Origin of the sequence: Streptococcus sp. TATVAM-FAB8 (assembly GCF_046592795.1) — a bacterium.
In the GTDB taxonomy this organism is placed as follows: domain Bacteria; phylum Bacillota; class Bacilli; order Lactobacillales; family Streptococcaceae; genus Streptococcus; species Streptococcus ruminicola.
In genome coordinates this window covers 61,607-81,755 of sequence record NZ_JAWVPQ010000001.1, presented here as the reverse complement: position 1 = coordinate 81,755, position 20,149 = coordinate 61,607, and the positions used below count along the sequence as shown (strand labels likewise).

16 protein-coding genes are annotated in these 20,149 nt (G+C 38.5%); 5 read left to right on the top strand and 11 right to left on the bottom strand.

Annotation, left to right across the window (positions count from 1 at the left end):
• Positions 1–151: 151 nt before the first annotated feature.
• Positions 152–1,642 (bottom strand): lysine--tRNA ligase, encoded by a 1,491-nt coding sequence (gene lysS / locus SFC32_RS00350; RefSeq protein ID WP_039696537.1) that lies wholly within the window; start codon positions 1,640–1,642, stop codon positions 152–154.
• A gap of 181 nt (positions 1,643–1,823) precedes the next feature.
• Between lysS and SFC32_RS00345 the strand changes: the two genes are divergently transcribed.
• Positions 1,824–2,735: an HAD family hydrolase gene (locus SFC32_RS00345; protein WP_074560677.1), complete on the top strand. Its 912-nt coding sequence runs from the start codon at positions 1,824–1,826 to the stop codon at positions 2,733–2,735.
• A gap of 43 nt (positions 2,736–2,778) precedes the next feature.
• On the opposite strand, the gene SFC32_RS00340 is transcribed toward SFC32_RS00345, so the two are convergent.
• The 6 genes from SFC32_RS00340 to pepF form a co-directional block, all read right to left on the bottom strand.
• Positions 2,779–3,402 carry a histidine phosphatase family protein gene (locus SFC32_RS00340; RefSeq protein WP_039696539.1) on the bottom strand — a complete coding sequence of 208 codons (624 nt, stop codon included), beginning with the start codon at positions 3,400–3,402 and terminating at the stop codon, positions 2,779–2,781.
• Between the two features lie 24 nt (positions 3,403–3,426).
• Entirely contained in the window at positions 3,427–3,912 is a 486-nt protein-coding gene (locus SFC32_RS00335; RefSeq protein ID WP_039696540.1) for an aminoacyl-tRNA deacylase, read from the bottom strand.
• Between the two features lie 79 nt (positions 3,913–3,991).
• The gene (locus tag SFC32_RS00330) at positions 3,992–4,981 is read right to left on the bottom strand and encodes an N-acetylmuramoyl-L-alanine amidase (RefSeq protein ID WP_411049597.1); all 990 of its coding nucleotides are present in this window, start codon (positions 4,979–4,981) and stop codon (positions 3,992–3,994) included.
• Positions 4,982–5,048: 67 nt separating this feature from the next.
• The gene (locus SFC32_RS00325; RefSeq protein WP_411049598.1) at positions 5,049–5,903 is read right to left on the bottom strand and encodes a glycoside hydrolase family 25 protein; all 855 of its coding nucleotides are present in this window, start codon (positions 5,901–5,903) and stop codon (positions 5,049–5,051) included.
• A 148-nt stretch (positions 5,904–6,051) separates the two neighbouring features.
• Positions 6,052–6,531: a glutathione peroxidase gene (locus SFC32_RS00320; RefSeq protein ID WP_074481460.1), complete on the bottom strand. Its 480-nt coding sequence runs from the start codon at positions 6,529–6,531 to the stop codon at positions 6,052–6,054.
• Entirely contained in the window at positions 6,524–8,323 is a 1,800-nt protein-coding gene (gene pepF, locus SFC32_RS00315) for an oligoendopeptidase F (protein WP_411049599.1), read from the bottom strand. Before pepF ends, SFC32_RS00320 begins: the two co-directional genes overlap by 8 nt.
• 311 nt (positions 8,324–8,634) lie before the next feature.
• Here pepF and ppc point away from each other — a divergent pair, with 311 nt between their 5' ends.
• From ppc to tpiA, 4 genes are all read left to right on the top strand, one after another.
• Entirely contained in the window at positions 8,635–11,457 is a 2,823-nt protein-coding gene (ppc, locus tag SFC32_RS00310; protein WP_133017866.1) for a phosphoenolpyruvate carboxylase, read from the top strand.
• Positions 11,458–11,571: 114 nt separating this feature from the next.
• A complete protein-coding gene (ftsW, locus tag SFC32_RS00305; RefSeq protein WP_039696546.1) occupies positions 11,572–12,858 on the top strand; it encodes a cell division peptidoglycan polymerase FtsW in 1,287 nt (428 codons plus the stop codon).
• A 267-nt stretch (positions 12,859–13,125) separates the two neighbouring features.
• Positions 13,126–14,322, top strand: a complete 1,197-nt coding sequence (gene tuf / locus SFC32_RS00300) for an elongation factor Tu (protein ID WP_074481466.1) — start codon at positions 13,126–13,128, stop codon at positions 14,320–14,322.
• Between the two features lie 189 nt (positions 14,323–14,511).
• Positions 14,512–15,270 (top strand): triose-phosphate isomerase, encoded by a 759-nt coding sequence (gene tpiA / locus SFC32_RS00295; protein ID WP_009854602.1) that lies wholly within the window; start codon positions 14,512–14,514, stop codon positions 15,268–15,270.
• 97 nt (positions 15,271–15,367) lie between these two features.
• Here the strand turns inward: tpiA and SFC32_RS00290 are convergent, their stop codons facing one another.
• The 4 genes from SFC32_RS00290 to SFC32_RS00275 form a co-directional block, all read right to left on the bottom strand.
• Positions 15,368–16,603, bottom strand: a complete 1,236-nt coding sequence (locus SFC32_RS00290; protein WP_411049600.1) for an aminoacyltransferase — start codon at positions 16,601–16,603, stop codon at positions 15,368–15,370.
• Positions 16,603–17,817, bottom strand: coding sequence for an aminoacyltransferase (locus tag SFC32_RS00285; protein WP_074564107.1), 1,215 nt, complete (start codon positions 17,815–17,817; stop codon positions 16,603–16,605). The genes SFC32_RS00290 and SFC32_RS00285 overlap by 1 nt, the downstream gene beginning before the upstream one ends.
• Positions 17,817–18,626 (bottom strand): sugar-phosphatase, encoded by an 810-nt coding sequence (yidA, locus tag SFC32_RS00280; protein ID WP_074564106.1) that lies wholly within the window; start codon positions 18,624–18,626, stop codon positions 17,817–17,819. Before yidA ends, SFC32_RS00285 begins: the two co-directional genes overlap by 1 nt.
• Before the next feature lie 170 nt (positions 18,627–18,796).
• A complete protein-coding gene (locus tag SFC32_RS00275; protein WP_411049601.1) occupies positions 18,797–20,098 on the bottom strand; it encodes an HD domain-containing protein in 1,302 nt (433 codons plus the stop codon).
• Positions 20,099–20,149 lie beyond the last annotated feature (51 nt).

Here is a 20,149-nt window from a genome sequence, read left to right as displayed (position 1 = left end):
ACATCTCATCTAGATAGGATACTCTAGACTTGAGATGTTCGGTTCTTGTTTTTTAGAAGTGTTTAGACTTCTTAATATTTGTCGTAAATTGGTCGTAAGTTTTGTTCTTCATAAACTAAAAACGTTGATTTATCAACGTTTTTAATCTAAATTATTTCATTGTAGGGAACAACAAAGCGTCACGGATTGTTGTTGTATCTGTAAGGAGCATGACTAGACGGTCGATACCGATACCAAGTCCACCTGTTGGTGGCATACCGTATTCAAGGGCTTCAACGTAGTCGTAGTCAACACCTGTTGCTTCGTCATCACCAAGTTCTTTAGCTTTAGCTTGAGCTTCGAAACGTGACAATTGGTCGATTGGGTCGTTAAGCTCTGAATAAGCGTTACCGTATTCTTTAGTCATGATGAAGAGTTCGAAACGGTCAGTGAAGCGAGGATCTTCTGCATTTTTCTTAGCAAGTGGAGATACTTCAACTGGGTGTCCGTATACGAATGTTGGTTGGATCAATGTTTCTTCAACAAATTCTTCGAAGAAGGCGTTGATGATGTGACCAACTGAAGTGAAGTGTTTTTCAACTGGAACGTTTTTCTCTTTAGCAAGTTCTTGAGCTTCTTCAAGAGTCATTTCTTTCCAGAAGTCTACACCAGTAACTTCTTTGATAGCGTCAACCATGTGGATACGTTTGAATGGTTGGTCGATAGCAATTTCAGTACCTTGGTAAGTGATAGGTCCGTTACCGTTAACAGCAGCAGAAGCATTTTGGATGATACCTTCTGTGATGTCCATGATATCTTTGAAGTCAGCGTATGCTTCGTAAAGTTCGATCATAGTGAACTCAGGGTTGTGAGTCGCATCCATACCTTCGTTACGGAAGACACGTCCGATTTCATAAACTTTTTCCATACCACCAACGATAAGACGTTTCAAGTGAAGTTCCAAAGCGATACGAAGAACCATATCCATGTCTTGAGCGTTGTGGTGAGTGATGAATGGACGAGCAGCAGCACCACCAGCTTCGTTGTGAAGAACTGGAGTTTCAACTTCTAGGAAGCCAAGTCCATCAAGGTAACGACGGATTTCTGAGATGATTTTTGAACGTGTGACAAAGCGTTCAAAGCTTTCACGGTTTGAAATCAAATCAAGGTAACGTTTACGGTAGATTGTTTCAACGTCTGTAAGTCCGTGGAATTTTTCTGGAAGTGGACGAAGTGCTTTAGACAAGTGAGTGATGTGAGTGGCTTTGATTGTCAATTCACCCATGTCTGTACGCATGATTTCACCTTCGATACCGAGGAAGTCACCGAGGTCTGCTTTTTTGAAAATTTGATAGTTTTCGTCACCAACAGCATCTTTACGGACGTAGATTTGGATTTGACCGTCGCGGTCTTGGATGTGTGCAAAACCAACTTTACCTTTACCACGTTTAGTCATTAGACGACCAGCGATAGTAGCTGTTTCGTTAATTTCATGTAATTCTTCTTTGGTTTTGTCAGAGTATTTTTCTTTTAATTGACCAGAAGTAGCTGTGCGTTCAAATCGAGTTCCGAAAGGATCGATGCCTTGTTCAGCCAAAGCTGCCATTTTTTCACGACGCACGATTTGTTGGTCGTTTAATTCTTCGATGTGTTCGTTTGACATGTTTTCCTCCAATATATATTCTTTCCTATTGTAACATAAATGACGCTAGAATTCACTTTATTTTTATTGCCTTAACCAGGCTTTGGGGCAAGAAAGTGTTTTCCGTCGCTTTAATTGAAAAGAAAGGCAAAAAATAGTATAATATGTGACGGTAAAAATAACTTAGAGAGAAAAGAGATTCATGATTACTTCAATTGTTTTTGATGTTGACGATACGATTTATGACCAACAGGCGCCTTATCGCATTGCCGTTGAGAAATGTTTCCCTGACTTTGATATGAGTAAAATCAATCAAGCTTACATTCGTTTCCGTCATTATTCAGATGTTGGCTTCCCACGTGTTATGGCTGGTGAATGGACAACTGAATATTTCCGTTTCTGGCGTTGTAAAGAAACATTGCTTGAATTTGGTTATCGCGAAATCGATGAAGCAACTGGCGTGCATTTCCAAGAAATCTACGAAGAAGAATTGGAAAACATTACAATGCTTGACGAAATGCGCATGACGCTTGATTTTCTTAAAGAAAAAGGCGTTCCAATGGGAATTATCACAAATGGTCCAACAGAACACCAATTGAAAAAAGTTAAAAAACTTGGTCTTTATGACTACGTTGATCCAAAACGTGTTCTTGTCAGCCAAGCAACTGGGTTCCAAAAACCTGAAAAAGAAATTTTCAACCTTGCTGCTGAGCAATTTGATATGAACCCTGCGACAACACTTTACGTTGGTGATTCTTACGATAACGACGTTGTTGGTGCCTTCAATGGTGGCTGGCACTCAATGTGGTTTAACCACCGTGGTCGTAGCTTAAAACCTGGTATCAAACCAGTTTATGACGTGGCTATCGATAACTTTGAACAATTATTTGGAGCTGTAAAAGTTCTCTTTGACCTTCCAGATAACAAGTTCATCTTTGACGTCAATGACAAGAAAAACCCAATTCTTGAAATGGGAATCAACAACGGCTTGATGATGGCAGCAGAACGTTTGCTAGAAAGTAACATGAGTATTGATAAAGTTGTTATCCTACTTCGTTTGGACAAACAACAAGAAAAAATTCTTCGTATGAAATACGCAAGAAACAGTAAATAATCAAAGAAAAGCTCTCCTTATGGAGAGCTTTTTTGTACTTAAATTATTTTTCTTTGTAGTAAGTATCATTCCATTTGATACAAGAGTATTGGTCAAAGTCAAAGGTTTCAATGACGGTAACACTGCCATTGTCCAAGCCACCATTAGAGCGTAGAACCGCAGGCTCATAACCGAGCAAACTTCTGATTGAAGCTGTGAAATTTGCGCCGTGTCCAACAAGAAGAACATGTTGGTAAGGTTGGCCTTTCATTGAACGGATAAAGCCCTCAACGCGTTTTGTGGTTTGATAAAGTGATTCAGCGTTGAAAATATCGTTATCAAATTTCGCCAAATTGTGACGGAAGGCATCCATTTGTGTTGGATAGATGTCAGTCATTGTTGAGATTTTACTACCTTCAAGTCTTCCAAGATGCCATTCGCGCAGCGCTGGTTGAAAACTAATAGCTTTTGGATAATTGCTACGTGACATGATGATTTTACAAGTATCACTGGCACGTTTTAAATCGCTGGAAAAGACAGCATCGAATTTGATATCTTTGAGGTAGTCTCCTAATTTTTCAAGATCTCGAACAGATTCTTCCAGTAGTGGGGAGTCGCCATTTGCTCCTTGAAAACGCCCTTCGAGATTCCATTGTGTTTTACCATGGCGTACAAAATAAAATTTCATTCTTGTACCTTCTAATCTAAACCATTATTGGTGTGAGTCGTCGCGTAAGTCAGCAAAGCTTGCACCGACAAAATCTGCCAAGGTTTGGCTATCGATGCGGATTGAGCGTCCAACTTCACCAGCAGAGACAATCATAGTTCCCATTTCAAGAGCGCGATTATCAATGAAAATTGGGAAATTGTGTTTTTGGTGGATGCCGACAGGATTGTTAGCGCCGTGAATGTAGCCAGTTGTTTTTTGAAGATTCTTTTGTGGAATCATGCTGACTTTTTTATTGCCAGAAACTTTAGCTAGTTTTTTCTCAGAAAGGTGCTCAGTAATTTGAACAATTCCGATTAGAGGACCAGTTTTATCACCACTAAGCGCTAAAGTTTTGAAAATATCTGATTTTTCAATGCCTTCAGGTAGCTCGTCTTTCAATGCGTTGATGGCTAAGCTATCGTGTTCAATTTTGGCTTTATCTAAAATTTGGTCGACCAAAGTCTTTTTAAGTTTTGCTTTTTTTGCCATATTCCCTCTCAATCTTTCTATTTCAGTCTATTCACCTACTATTTTACTAAAAAAATAAAAAGGTACAAGTTTTACCTTTTTATAGCGTATTGTAATAAGCTTGAACTAGTTCAACAAAATCTTCAACGTCATAGTCACTACCAAAATAATCGTTAGCATTTTCTGACCAATAATCAGTTGGGTCAACGTGGTCAGTTCCGCCAAGGTAGAGGCTAATCATTTCGTGTGTCCAAATAGTACCGTCACCATTTTCTTGACCAAGTGTTACGGGAAGGTCATATTTTTTTAGCATGTACGCCGTGTAATAAGCAGCATTGGCTAATTGCTTTGCAAAGCCGTCTTGTGAGGTTTCATGTGTTAATTCAAATTGAATGTAGTAAGGATTGGCTTTGGCACCAGCGCCTTGAGCTTCGTAATTTTCATCAGCAATACGAAGAATGGTTGCATCGTCGATGAAAGAATGGACAAAAATGCCTTCTTCATCATAATTTTGAACCATATAGTTCACTTCACTTTGGATAGTTGAATCATCAACGCCAGTATCGTGAATAATGATTCCACGAGGTTTACCATCAGAGGTTTTATAAGCGCTTTGTTCAAAGTTCTTTTCAATACTATCTGTAATCTTGCTGTGTGAATAGGTAAGTGTCCCAGCAATATATTGGTTGATGGCGTTTGTTTGCTGTAGTGAAATATTTTTGGTGTCGATATAGTAAGTTTCACCATTCATGTCAAATTCTGCAAGGGTAACTTCTTTTTCATTGATTTTAGCTTTGTAATAATAAGCATCGATAGATAACTCGGTGTCTTTTGGAAGACTGGTGCTTGAGCCATTCTTTGTGTAAATATTAGCTTTAGTGCTTGAGACAGTGGCTGTTTGAGACGTAGTGTAGTTGCTAGCTGATGACAAATCCAAGCCTTGATCAAGCGCGTGTGTAATAATTCCCGAAAAGAATAGTTTAGAAAAAATGATTATAAGTGCAGCAAAGGAAATGACTAAGACAGAAATGTTTAGGTAAACTGATTTTTGATGTCGTTTCCTCCGAGAGAGATGTTTCTTTATTGTCATGCCTAAATTATAATTTGATTGGCTTAAAGAAAAATAAAAAGACTAGCAAAATCAAAATGCTAGTCCTTTATTTGTTATCAGCTTTTCCGAAAAGTTTTTCGTACGTTTTTTTTCGATCTTTGGTAACGGCGATTTGGTTCAAATCAAGAGCAGAATCAAATCCGCCGAGATAACCTTGTGATGTATATTGATGAAGATCGTAATCCAAGTCTGTTTGTGGAGCGGCATCATAGTAACCAGAGTCAGAACCATAAGCAGGAATCCATACGGCATCAAAACCGTCAACAGAGATTTCTTGCTCAGTCATGAAGTAAGTACCAATATAGATACCAACTTTTTCAGCTCCAAGTCGTTTTAATTCGCTTAAGAATGCCTGTACACCTTTATTCATGTCTGACATAGTTGCTTCCTCAACGTCAATCCAGTAGAAAGTAGGTTTGTAAGGTGAAGCATTTTCGTAGAAGGTCCTTGCTTCATTTTTCATTTCCTTGACGCTTTTTCCGAGGGCGTAACTGTAGACGGCTACAGGAACATTTCGTTTTTGAAATTCTTTAATATGTGTCTTAAACGATTTATCGATACCAGTTGTATAGGCAGCGTTGCTATCTTTACTGATTTGTGACCCTCCATAGACACGTACGATAGCACCAGAAATATTTTGAGATAAAGTGTCATAATCAATTTCATTTGGTAGTTGCCAACCTGAAACATCGATAATCGGATTAAGAACGAATTCTTCATCAGTTTCTGAAGTTGATGTAGTAGAGGTCGTGCTTGAGCTACTCATAGTTGGGATAGAAGCCTTAGCCGAAGCCAGTTGTTGCTTTCGTAAGCCGTCAGAGTGAGCTTTACCAATCACGAGAAGCAGCCCAAACAGGGCAAAGAAAACTACAACAACAATTGGTTTTAATCGTCTTCTCATTAGTCATATTTTAGCGTAAAAAGAATCAAAAATCAAAACAATGATCATTTTGTAACCAATTTGTCATATTTTTTAACAAACTATCTATGGACATCACAAAAGTCAGTAACGCCAGTAAAGCCTTTGCAATAAGCTTTTCTGGGGTATGTTATTTGAAAAGGCTTTCTAGTTCTGTAACAATTGTTTCAGGTTCTGTTTTTGCAGAAAAGCGTTTGACGACATTTCCATTTTGGTCAATGAGGAATTTGGCAAAATTCCATTCAATACGCTTGCCAAGAGGTCCTTTTGCTTGACTTTTTAGCCAGTCATAAAGTGGATTGGCTTCTTTACCATTGACTTTGATTTTAGCAAAACGTGGGAACGTAGTCTGATAATTTAGCGTGCAGAAAGTGTTGATCTCATCAGCAGTTCCCGGCGCCTGATTCATAAATTGGTTACAAGGAAAATCTAAAATTTCAAAGCCTTTGTCATGATAAGTATCGTAGAGTTTTTGCAAGCCTTCGTATTGTGGAGTTAAGCCACATCCAGTTGCTGTATTAACTACTAAAAGAACCTTGCCTTGGTATTTTGAAAGAGAAATATCAGTGCCGTCTTGAGCTTTGACGGTGAAGTCGTAGAGATTAGTCATGGTTGAGCTCCTCTGTGTAAGTGATGATTTGGTCGACAGTATCACTTAAGAATTGGATAGTGTCGCGCAGTGGTTGAGCTGTTGAGATATCAGCACCGATTAATTTTGCAGTATCAAGCGGTGTGCGTGAACCACCAGATTTTAAGAAATTAAGCCAATCTTTGTCACCATTTGGATTGTTTTTCAGGTTAAGGTAACCAGTAGTTGAAATCACCATACCAGCTGAGTAAGTGTAGCTGTAAAGTCCCATGTAGTAATGACTTTGACGCATCCAAGTAAGAGCAGCATCGTCATCGATTTCAACCGCATCACCCCAGAATTGACTTAGGACATCTTTCATAATGTTGTTAAGCTGTTCAGCACCAAATGTTTTCCCTTCTTCAATCAAGTTATAAACACGACGTTGGAAAGCAGCTTCCAATAAGTGTGTGATGAAGTTGTGGAAGTAAGTATCTGTCAAACGATGCGCTAGCGCAAAGCGTTTTTGACGAGGATTATCAAATTGTTTTTCAAGATAATCACTTAAAAGCAGTTCATTGAAAGTTGATGGGGCTTCAACATAATAAGTTGACATGTGAGTGTTGAAGTAGCTTTGGTTATTGTCTGAGAAGATAAATTGACCAGAATGCCCGATTTCATGAATAAGTGTGTAAACGTCAGACATACGACCTGTCCAACTCATGAGAATATAGGGGTGAACTTTGTAAGGGTCAGCAGCATAGCCACCAGAATCTTTGTTAGCATTAGCAGCAAAATCGACCCAGCGTTCTTTTCTAAAACGAGAGACTTCGTTTGCATATTCTTGACCAAGAGGTGCCACAGATTTCATGACTAAATCATAAGCGTCATCAATAGTGACTTCAGGATTAAGTTCAGCGTCCAAATCAAGTTTCCAGTCAGCAAACGTCATTTTATCAAGACCATTGACTTTGGCAACGTGTTTGAGATATTTTTGGGCTACTGGTGCAAACTCAGTCATGATAAGGTCGATTTGTCGATCAAACATGGCACGGTCAACTTCTTGTTCAGCTAAAAGATAATCAAAGACTGAGTCATAGCCACGCATATCGGCGATAAGTTTTTCAGATTTGACTTTGGCAAGATAAGCGCTAGCAGCGGCATTTTGGTGTTTGCGAAGTCCTGCTGAGAAAGAACGAAAAGCTTTTTCACGAACGTCAGCATTTTCATGGTTTTGATAGAAGTTTTCGTAAGTGACGAAAGAGTTTTTATAGATTTTACCATCAACTTCAAAATCGTCCATTTCAAAGTCACCTGCACGCATCTTAGTGTAAATATCTTGCGGTGCCCCGAAAACTTCGCCAAGATTAGTCAATGTTTTTTCAACTTCTGGTGAGATAAAGTGACTTTTCTTGATTTTGGCTTGACGAATGGCTGTGCTAAAATGTGGGTTCGCTTCAAGAGCATCAAGAATATCAGAATCAGCAGTAGCAAGAGCAGTGTCAAAGAAGCTGAGTTCTACATTAGCTTTGGTAAAGAAATCAGCTCCAGCTTTGGCAATCTGCGCAAATTCTTCGTTGCTAAAATCTGTCGTTTGTGGCATAAAAGCGTAATTGTCAATGTGACTCATCTCGATGTAGATTTGCTCGATTTCATAAAGTGCACGAGTAAAGTCATCGACAGTTGAAAGTTTATCTTGGTAGTTTTTCGTGAAAAGATTAATATCTTCTAGTGTCTTTTCGATATGACGTAGAAAATCTTCGCGGTCTTGGTAAAGAGCGCTTAAATCCCACAGTTCATTTTCAGGAAATTCAGAACGGTGTTTTAATTCCATGGTTGTACCTCTTCTTATAACATTATTATGGAACAGTATATCAGAAAAAAGTGGTTAACTGAAAAGAGAGTCACTATTTTTCTAAAAAATTTTTTAAGCCAAGCTTGTTTTTTAGTAAAGCGGTGACATTGCTTATCTAACAAGCTTTGTCAGAAATTCTGGCTAACAAGTTTATTTAAAAAAGTCAGAAAATTATATAAAATAATGTGCAATTTATAGAAATTGGGTTACATTTTCCGTAAAAAGTGGTATGATTAAGTAGTACGCTTGTAATAAAGGATTAAAATCCGAACAAAAAAGGAGTGAAGAGTGTGACAATCCAAAAACTGGAGAACAATGATACCCAGTCGATCATTACCGAGGAAGTCAAAGTACTAAAAAGCTTACTCGATGAAACAACCCATCAAATGGTTGGTGATGAGGTATTCGCTAAAATTCAAAACATTGTTGAATTGTCAGCAAGTGATGAATACGGCAAACTTGAAGAACTAGTAGCTCAGTTGACCAACGAAGAGATGGTTGTTGTGTCTCGTTATTTTTCAATTTTGCCACTGTTAATCAACATTTCTGAAGACGTTGACTTTGCTTATGAAATCAACTACCAAAATAATACAAATCAGGATTATCTTGGCAAACTCTCTATGACTGTTGACATGGTTTCAGAAAGTGAAAACTCTAAAGAAATCCTTGAAAACGTAAATGTTGTACCTGTATTGACTGCTCACCCAACACAAGTTCAACGTAAAACGGTTCTTGAATTAACAAACCATATTCACGACCTTTTGCGTAAATATCGTGATGTGAAAGCAGGAGTAGTTAATCGCGATAAATGGTACACTGACTTACGCCGTTACATTGAAATCATCATGCAAACGGACATCATTCGTGAGAAAAAACTTAAGGTAAAAAATGAAATTACCAATGTAATGGAATATTACAATGGATCCTTAATTCAAGCGATTACTAAGTTGACGTCAGAGTACAAACGTTTGGCTGCTGAAAAAGGTATCGACCTTACAAATCCAAAACCTATCACAATGGGTATGTGGATTGGTGGTGACCGTGATGGTAACCCATACGTAACTGCTGAAACTCTTCGTTTGTCAGCTACTGTTCAAAGTGAAGTCATCATCAATTACTACATTGAAAAATTGACAGGTCTTTACCGCACATTCTCACTTTCAACAACGTTGACTAAAATCAGCCCAGAAGTTGAACGTTTGGCAGAATTATCAAGCGATAAATCAATTTATCGTGAAAATGAACCATACCGTAAAGCTTTCAACTATATCCAATCAAAATTGATTCAAACATTGATTGAATTGAAAGCTGGTCCAACTATTTCACGTCGTGCACTTGAAAATAGTAAACTTGGTTCAGACGTTTACGCAAGCACTAACAACGCAAGTGTTATTGCTAAGTATTTGCAAAACAAAGTTAATAAAGTTTCATCAGAACTTCAAGATGAAATTCCAAGTTATAAAACAGCTAAAGAATTCAAAGACGACTTGCTCATCATCAAACAATCATTACTTGATAATGGAGACGATGCTCTCTTGACAGGTGACTTTAGCGAGTTGCTTCAAGCCGTTGATGTCTTTGGTTTCTACCTTGCAACAATCGATATGCGCCAAGATTCAAGCGTTAACGAAGCTTGTGTCGCAGAATTGTTGAAATCAGCAAATATCGTTGACGACTACAGTGCACTTTCTGAAGAAGAAAAAGTTAAAGTTCTTCTTAAAGAATTGCAAGAAGACCCACGCACATTGTCATCAACAAATGCCGAAAAATCAGAACAACTTCAAAAAGAATTGGCTATTTTCCAAACAGCTCGTTACCTTAAAGATAAATTAGGTGATGAAGTCATCAAACAACACATCATTTCACACACTGAAAGTGTTTCTGATATGTTTGAATTGGCTATCATGCTTAAAGAAGTTGGACTTCTTGATAATCAAAAAGCGCGTGTTCAAATCGTACCACTTTTTGAAACTATCGAAGACCTTGAAAACTCACGTGGTATCATGGAAGAATTCCTTGATTATGATATCGTTCGTCGTTGGGTTACAGCTAACAAAGGTTACCAAGAAATCATGCTTGGCTACTCAGATAGTAACAAAGACGGTGGTTACCTATCATCTGTATGGACACTTTACAAAGCTCAAAATGAATTGACTCGCATCGGTTCAGAACGTGGTATTAAAGTGACATTCATCCATGGTCGTGGTGGTACTGTCGGTCGTGGTGGTGGTCCATCATATGAAGCAATCACATCACAACCATTTGGTTCTATTAAAGACCGCATTCGTTTGACAGAACAAGGTGAAATCATCGAAAACAAATACGGAAATAAAGACGTTGCTTACTACAACCTTGAAATGTTGCTTTCAGCGACAGTTGACCGTATCGTTACTCGTATGATTACAAATCCAGATGAAATCGATACTTTCCGTGAAACAATGGATGGCATTGTGACATACTCAAATGGCGTTTACCGTGATTTGGTATTTGGCAATCCACATTTCTACGATTACTTCTTCGAAGCTACTCCAATTAAAGAAGTATCAAGCTTGAACATTGGTTCACGTCCAGCTGCTCGTAAGACAATCACAGAAATCTCTGGTCTTCGTGCAATTCCTTGGGTATTCTCATGGTCACAAAGTCGTATCATGTTCCCAGGTTGGTACGGTGTTGGTTCTGCCTTCAAACATTTCATCGATGCTGAAGAAGGTAACCTTGAAAAACTTCAACACATGTATGAAAAATGGCCATTCTTCCACTCACTTCTTTCGAATGTAGACATGGTATTGTCTAAATCAAATATGAATATTGCTTTCCAATATTCTAAATTGGCTGAAAGTGAAGAAGTTCGTAATGTCTTCAATGTTATTCTTGACGAATGGCAATTGACAAAAGATGTTATCTTGGCAATTGAAAAACATGATAACTTGTTGGAAGAAAATCCATCACTTCGCGCAAGTTTGGATTATCGTATTCCATACTTTAACGTTTTGAACTACATTCAAATTGAATTAATTAAACGTTTGCGCCACGATGAGTTGGACGAAGATTACGAAAAACTCATTCACACTACAATTAATGGTATTGCCACAGGATTACGTAATTCTGGCTGATATGTTTAACCAAGGTCAAGGTCTGGGATTAAGTTCTCAGACTTTGACTTTTTTTTAGTCCAGAAAGATGATATAATGTCATATGATAAATTCGAAGATATTATAGGTGACTCTATGAAAATTGATAAAAGGCATCTCCTAAATTACTCTATCCTAGTGCCTTATTTAATCCTTTCAGTAATTGGACTGATTGTTGTTTATTCAACAACTAGTGCGACACTGATTCAGTATGGTGTGAATCCCTTTATGTCAGTACTGAACCAGGGTGTTTTTTGGTTAATCAGTCTATTTGCAATTGGTTTTATATATAAGTTAAAATTAAACTTTTTGAAAAACTCTCGTGTTTTGACAATGACTATGATGGTAGAAGTAGTGCTTTTGTTGATTGCACGTTTCTTCACCAAGACCGTCAACGGTGCCCACGGTTGGATTGTCATTGGTCCTATTAGTTTCCAACCAGCTGAGTATTTAAAAATCATCATCGTGTGGTTCTTAGCCTTTACATTTGCAAGGCGTCAAGAATTGATTTCGACATATGACTATCAAGCTTTGACTAAGTGCAAATGGTGGCCAACTAAGCTTAACGATTTGAAAGATTGGCGCGTGTATTCGTTAGTTATGGTTCTTTTGGTTGCGGCGCAGCCTGACCTTGGAAATGCAGCTATCGTCGTTTTGACTGGTTTGATTATGTATTCTATCAGTGGTGTAGGTTATCGTTGGTTTTCAGCTATTCTGGCAACCATCACAGCCTTCTCAACAGTCTTTCTTGGCATAATTGCTATTGTCGGGGTTGATAAGATGGGGAAAGTTCCTGTCTTTGGTTATGTTGCTAAACGTTTCAGCGCCTTTTATAACCCATTTAAAGACTTGTCCGATTCAGGACACCAATTGGCACACTCTTATTATGCAATGAGTAACGGTGGCTGGTTTGGTCGTGGTCTTGGAAATTCTATCGAAAAAGGTGGCTATCTCCCAGAAGCAACCACAGACTTTGTTTTCCCAGTCGTGATGGAAGAACTTGGCATGATTGGTGCAAGCCTCATCCTAGCTCTGCTATTTTTCCTAATCTTGCGCATCATGCATGTTGGTATTAAGGCTAAAAATCCGTTTAACTCAATGATTGCTCTTGGAATCGGAGGAATGATTCTAATGCAAACTTTCGTTAATATCGGTGGAATTTCAGGCTTGATTCCATCTACAGGGGTTACCTTTCCATTCTTATCGCAGGGAGGAAATAGTGTTTTGGTCTTGTCGGTAGCGGTTGGTTTTGTTTTGAATATCGATGCTAATGAAAAACGTGAAGAAATTTATCGCGAAGCAGAAGCAGAGTTACGAGCAAAACAACGAGCAGCCCAAATCCACGAAGAAGATAACGTTATTGATTTAGATAGCTTTTATTAATAAATAGAAATCTCCTAAGAAATTAGGGGATTTTTTTGTTAAAGAAAAGAAGGAAAGTGAACTTGAAAATGGAAGTTTCTTTCATGTAAATACAAGTAAAAATGGTTATATTTTGTCTATTCACACCCTTACGAAATGAAGAAATCTTAAATTAAGCAGTAAAATACTTGCAATTCTTGCATAATTTGTTAAAATAGTAAGGTAAAGTTAGACTGTATTGCCTACTGTCTATCTATAAAATATATTTTATTGGAGGCTTTTACCCAAATGGCAAAAGAAAAATACGATCGTAGTAAACCACACGTTAACATTGGTACAATTGGACACGTTGACCACGGTAAAACTACTTTGACAGCTGCAATTACAACAGTTCTTGCTCGTCGTCTTCCAAGCGCAGTTAACACACCAAAAGATTACGCTTCTATCGATGCTGCTCCTGAAGAACGCGAACGCGGTATCACAATCAACACTGCACACGTTGAATACGAAACTGCTAAACGTCACTACGCTCACATCGACGCTCCAGGACACGCGGACTACGTTAAAAACATGATCACTGGTGCTGCCCAAATGGATGGTGCTATCCTTGTAGTAGCTTCAACAGATGGTCCAATGCCACAAACTCGTGAACACATCCTTCTTTCACGTCAAGTTGGTGTTAAACACCTTATCGTCTTCATGAACAAAGTTGACCTTGTTGATGACGAAGAATTGCTTGAATTGGTTGAAATGGAAATCCGTGACCTTCTTTCAGAATACGATTTCCCAGGTGATGAACTTCCAGTTATCCAAGGTTCAGCACTTAAAGCTCTTGAAGGTGACACTCACTACGAAGACATCATCATGGAATTGATGGACACTGTAGATGAATACATTCCAGAACCAGAACGTGATACTGACAAACCATTGCTTCTTCCAGTCGAAGACGTATTCTCAATCACTGGTCGTGGTACTGTAGCATCAGGACGTATCGACCGTGGTACTGTTAAAGTCAACGACGAAGTTGAAATCGTTGGTATCCGTGACGACATCCAAAAAGCTGTTGTTACTGGTGTTGAAATGTTCCGTAAACAACTTGATGAAGGTCTTGCAGGGGATAACGTTGGTGTTCTTCTTCGTGGTATCCAACGTGATGAAATCGAACGTGGTCAAGTTCTTGCTAAACCAGGTTCAATCCACCCACACACTAAATTCAAAGGTGAAGTTTACATCCTTACTAAAGAAGAAGGTGGACGTCACACTCCATTCTTCAACAACTACCGTCCACAATTCTACTTCCGTACAACTGACGTTACTGGTTCAATCGAACTTCCAGCAGGTACTGAAATGGTAATGCCTGGTGATAACGTTACTATCGACGTTGAATTGATTCACCCAATCGCCGTTGAACAAGGTACTACATTCTCAATCCGTGAAGGTGGACGTACTGTTGGTTCAGGTATCGTTTCAGAAATCGAAGCTTAATTTTAGTTAATTAATTAAGTTCCCAGATAACAATTATTAGTCAGATAGTAATTGTGGAAAGAGTCCCGAAAGGGGCTCTTTTTTTGCAATTTCTTTCATGATTATGTGTAAAAATCCCCTCGAACCTTTAAAAGATGCTGAAAATATGATAAAATAAGGGGGTAAATAAAAATAGAAGAGGTATGTGAAATGTCACGTAAACCATTTATCGCTGGTAACTGGAAAATGAACAAAAATCCAGAAGAAGCTAAAGCATTCGTTGAAGCAGTAGCTTCTAAATTGCCTTCATCAGAACTTGTTGAAGCTGGTATTGCAGCTCCTGCACTTGACCTTTCAACAGTTCTTGCTGCAGCTAAAGGTTCAAACCTTAAAGTTGCTGCTGAAAACTGCTACTTTGAAAACGCTGGTGCTTTCACTGGTGAAAACAGCCCTAAAGTATTGTCTGAAATGGGAACTGACTACGTTGTAATCGGTCACTCAGAACGTCGTGAATACTTCCACGAAACTGACGAAGATATCAACAAAAAAGCAAAAGCTATCTTTGCTAACGGTATGCTTCCAATCATCTGCTGTGGTGAAACTCTTGAAACTTATGAAGCTGGTAAAGCTGCTGAATTCGTAGGTGGACAAGTTTCTGCTGCACTTGCTGGATTGTCAGAAGAACAAGTTTCTTCACTTGTTATCGCATACGAACCAATCTGGGCTATCGGTACTGGTAAATCAGCTAGCCAAGACGACGCACAAAAAATGTGTAAAGTAGTTCGTGACACAGTTGCAGCTGACTTCGGTCAAGCAGTAGCTGACAAAGTTCGCGTTCAATACGGTGGTTCAGTTAAACCTGAAAACGTTGCAGCTTACATGGCTTGCCCAGACGTTGATGGTGCTCTTGTTGGTGGTGCATCACTTCAACCAGAAAGCTTCCTTGCTCTTCTTGATTTCGTAAAATAATCAAGAATCATTGAAGCCATATTAAAAACTACTTGTCCTAGGACAGGTAGTTTTTTTGTACTAAAAAAGACTTGGATTTTATTTCCAAGCCTTTTATTTAATAACGTCTAAGAATTTTTTTGAGATTATGAATAAGTTTGTATTTGAGAGGATGTGGGTAATAACGGAATGTTCCCATCTTACGAGTAATATAGCCGTTATAGTTTTGTTTAAAGCGTAGAACGCCGTCAGAACCGTCGAATTCTCCTGTAATACCTAAGAGGTTATAAGTGGTAATACCGCGTTTAATAGCTTCTAACATGACGTATTCCTGAAGAAGAGCTGGTGCGTAGAATTTATTGAACTCAGGGTATGAACCTGAAAAGAGATAGACAGCTTCTTGTTTGGTATAAACGAAGAGGCTACCCGCTAAGATAACGTTTTGTGAGCCATATTTTTCAATGAATGTTTTGGCTTCTGCAATACGTGTATCAAATGTAGCTGATTGACTTGATAATTCACGCAACTGATTTTGTTTCTTTTCAGATCCGTTATTGTTTTCAATAGCTGTGCGAAGTTTCTCGATTCGTTTTTCAAGTTTAGCTTGGTCACTTTCAAGATGTTTGAGGTAATCTTGGAAATTAAGGCTTGCTACCATAAATTCACAAGCGTCACCAAAGCAATCATAGAAATCTTGATAGTAGTCTAGTGACTTATCGACATAATCTCTGCGGTTAGAAGTTGCAGAAGTGATTTCTTTAAAGAGCGGAAGTTCACTGCGATCAAGTTTTCGAAGAGTAATTCCAAATGTTTTAGCTTTCTTAACAAGTGGACGACCTTTTTTGCTAAATGATTTTAGTAAGGATTTTTCATCCAAATCAGTCAAATCTTTGACGTAATGCCAATCAGGCTCACCGCCAGGGTAACCTGTCATAAGACCATCGTGTTGATAGCCTAGTGATGTGAAATCTTCAATCAAGTTGATTCTTTCATCATCAGTTGCTTCACCATTGGTATCAAAGTGTTGATAGGTATCAAATGGTTTAACCAATAATTCGATGGCACCATTTTCTTTGGCGTAGCTTTGAAGGCCTTGGTAGAAGGCTTTTAGGTAAGACTGATCACGAGAAGCAGGACCAGAATTGATTTCCATATGAAGTCCGCCAGCTACTGGTATAGTGTAAAGGACACCAGCAACTTGGAGTTCATCAGCTTCTTTTAACCCAAGAAAAGTGACTTGGTAGCCACGTTTTTCAAGCAAATCTGCCATTTCGACAGATTGCATGAAAGATTTGTAGTTGACGGTATTGCAAAAAGTCTCAAAAACTTTTTTATCGATAATCTCAAGAGACATTAATGGCTATTTCTCCTTTGTTTGCGAATGTTATAAGCCAAGTTTGATAGTTTGTAAAGCAAACCATTTACTGGAATGTTAAATTCACCGATGAATTCTTCGATTGTAGGGTTGAAGTTTGATTTGAATTTAGTCAAACCGTCATCGAGTGTTCCTTCAACACCACCCATATTTGCCCAGATGATGCCATCAGCGTAAGCATCTTCAAATACTTTTGGATAAAGTGAGTATTGAGGATAGAATTTCTTGAATTCATCGTTCATACCAGCGTAAAGCATTTCCATAACGTTACCGAATGATACTGATAAGATACCTGCGATGATTAATTCATCAGGGTATTTTTCAACGAATTCTTCAAACTCTTTGATGTATTTTGTAACAGAATTTTTTTGTTGAGTGAGTTTTGTCAAACGTTTCTTTTGGTGTTCAGCTGTTTCAGACAAGTCTTTCTCGATTTGAGCCAATTGTTCTTTGTATTCAGCCAAACGTTTTGGTAAGTTAACTTTTGCCAAGTGTAGGTAAGCATCATCACCATAAATTTCCATCATTTTACGGAAGTAATCTTCGTTACGAAGAGCAACACCTTTGCGGTTTTCTGTAAGGGCAACGACATCAGCAAAAGCTTTGACGTCATCGATTGTACCACGCGTAGTGATAACACCACGGTGAACGGCGTCTTTCATCAAACGTTTTGTGTGTTTAGGGAAAGTTGATGTCATGTCTTCTTGTGTGTAGACATTGGCTTGGAAACGAGGTTGGATGCTTTCAGCAATAGTTGTTGTGCGTCCAGTCCATTCACAGCCAGCAGCTTTTAAGTTGTCGATAGCAAGAAGTGTGTCTTTATTTTCATCAACTTCTTCACCGATTTTGTATTGTTTAAGCAACAAAGCTGGGTCCATTTTGATGAAAAGAGCGTGTTTTGTTTTACCGTATTTTTTAAGTGATTTGATGACAAATGCGACGAGTTCTTTGTCACTGTAATCCATAATTGGTCCACGTGGGATGTAAAGCATAGTGAAGCCAAGTGGCAATGCTTTGATTAGGATAGAAGCAGAAGCAACTAATTGGTCATCCTTGTAAAAACCAATACGTTCGTTGTCCCAATTGTCTTTAACTTTTTCCCAATTTGATGATTGTAAAAGGTTTGTTTGATTGCTTGATTTTGCAAAATTATCGTGTTCTTCAGCTGAGATACCGATTTTATAGCTATACATTATTTTAAGACCCACTCTCTAAGGGCGTGTGCAACGCCACTTTCTTCGTTTGATTTTGTAATATATTTAGCGATTTCTTTAAGTTCTGGTGTACCATTTTCCATAACAACTGGGTTTCCAACCGCTTCTAGCATGGCACGGTCATTTTCGGCATCACCGATAGCCATAGTTTGTTCAGCAGTAAGCCCCATTTTTTCAGCAAGGTGCTTGATGGCATTTCCTTTGCTGGCTTTTTTGTTCATGAATTCTAGGTAAAATGGTGTTGATTTAACAATCGTGTATTTATCGAAGAATTCTTGTGGAATTTTTTCGATGGCAGCATCAAGAACTTCAGGTTCATCGATGTACATCATTTTAATAATTTCTTTATCGCCCATTTCTTCTGGAGTGCGGTAAAAAATTGGCATATTAACCAAACTTGATTCGTGAACCGTGTATTTTCCAATGTTGCGGTTAGCCGTGTAAATACCTTTTTTCGTGATTGCATGCATGTGAACATCCAATTTACGGCTAAGGAATTCAATATCAAGATAGTCTTCGTAAGTCATGGTTTCCGTGATGATGTTTTCACCGGTTGACGTATCTTGGACTAGTCCACCATTGAAGGTAATAACATAATCGCCTTCTTCTCTTAGATTTAATTCGTTAAGAAGTGGCTGAACACCTGGGATAGGACGTCCAGTTGCGATAATGACCTTAACACCTTGTTTTTTAGCTTCTTGAACAGCCTCGAAAACTTCAGGCGTGACTTTACGGTCGTTGGTTAAGAGTGTGCCGTCGATATCGACAGCGACTAATTTAATAGACATAAGGTTAATTTACCCCTCCTAAAGAATCTCTACCTATATATCTTACTAAAAAGTGGCTTATTTGTCATGGGGAACACAAGGAATTCTAAGAGGTACCGTTTTCATTTTAAAAAAAGAAAAGAAGCTAGGTGAAACCTAGACAATTTGTCATCAGTTTCATCTCTAACTTCTTAATTGGGTGAGACAAAATGATCATTTGAGATATAGCTCATAAATTCTTTTTTGGTATGAGCAAATAAGTCATCATCGCTGAGCATTTCTTTTGGAAAGTAGAAGCGTCTATCGCCATAAATTGTTCCTGTCAAAGTCTTTACAATCGGTGAGATGGTTGAGAGCTCAACAACTGAGCCATCTTTTTGAATCATATTAATCTCAGTACGTGGCTCTTTCTTTTCAGGGCGGTAAATGTCATAGGGAAGGTCAAAGTTAACATGAATACCAGTGTAATAGTCTGGGTCAAAACCAACAGATTTTACCAATTCAACTAAATGACTGAGGTCCTTACGAGATTCTTCTTCGAAAGTTACGGATTTGAAAACCTTACGGTTAACAAAACGGCTGGCTAAATCTGCTAGAATGTCATCTTCAGCAGTCATCCAAGCTTGAAAATAAGTGTTCATCACACCATCATCCAGCGATAAATAATCGGCTAGACTAGCTTGATTAGCTAAAAATGGGATGAGATTTGGTGACGTTTTTTCAAAGAAGTGGCTATCAATGTGATAAAGGTATTTAGCACGTTTTAAGAGATTTTGCAGCAAGACTTCCATAGCTCGGCTAGCGGGGTGGAAATAGACTTGCATGTACATTTGAAATCGACTGACAATGTAGTCTTCGACAGCGTGCATGCCGTTATATTCAAAGACAATGCCGTCAGCTGTTGGACGAATAACACGCAAGATGCGTGTCAAATCAAATTGACCATATCTTGCTCCACTGTAGTAGGAGTCGCGCAAAAGGTAATCCATTCGGTCGCAGTCAATCTGGCTAGAGATGAGTTGCACCACTTGCTTGTTGTGGTAAGTGTGGTTGATGACACTTGCCACTTTTTCAGGAAAATCTGGGGATACTCGGCGTAAAATCGCATTAACTTCCGTGTCAGGATTAGTGATAATTTCTTGAGTAATAGCTTCGTGGTCAGTATCGAAAAGCTTTTCAAAAGTGTGTGAATAAGCACCATGCCCCACATCGTGTAAGAGGGCTGCTACCATGGTTAAAAGATTTTCATTAGAATCCCAAATCTCTGGAAATTTGGCATCAAAAATCTCAGTTACTCGTCTAGCAATTTCATAAACGCCTAAGCAGTGTGAAAAACGACTGTGCTCAGCGCCATGAAAGGTGAAAACAGTTGTCGAGACTTGTTTGACACGACGTAGACGCTGAAATTCTTTACTATTGATAAGGTCATAAATGACCGGATGATTGACGGTTATATAATTGTGAACAGGGTCACGAAATACTTTTTCATTCATAGTTTCATTATAACAAAAAAGCTAAAAATGCTAAGGGTTTAACTATTGAAA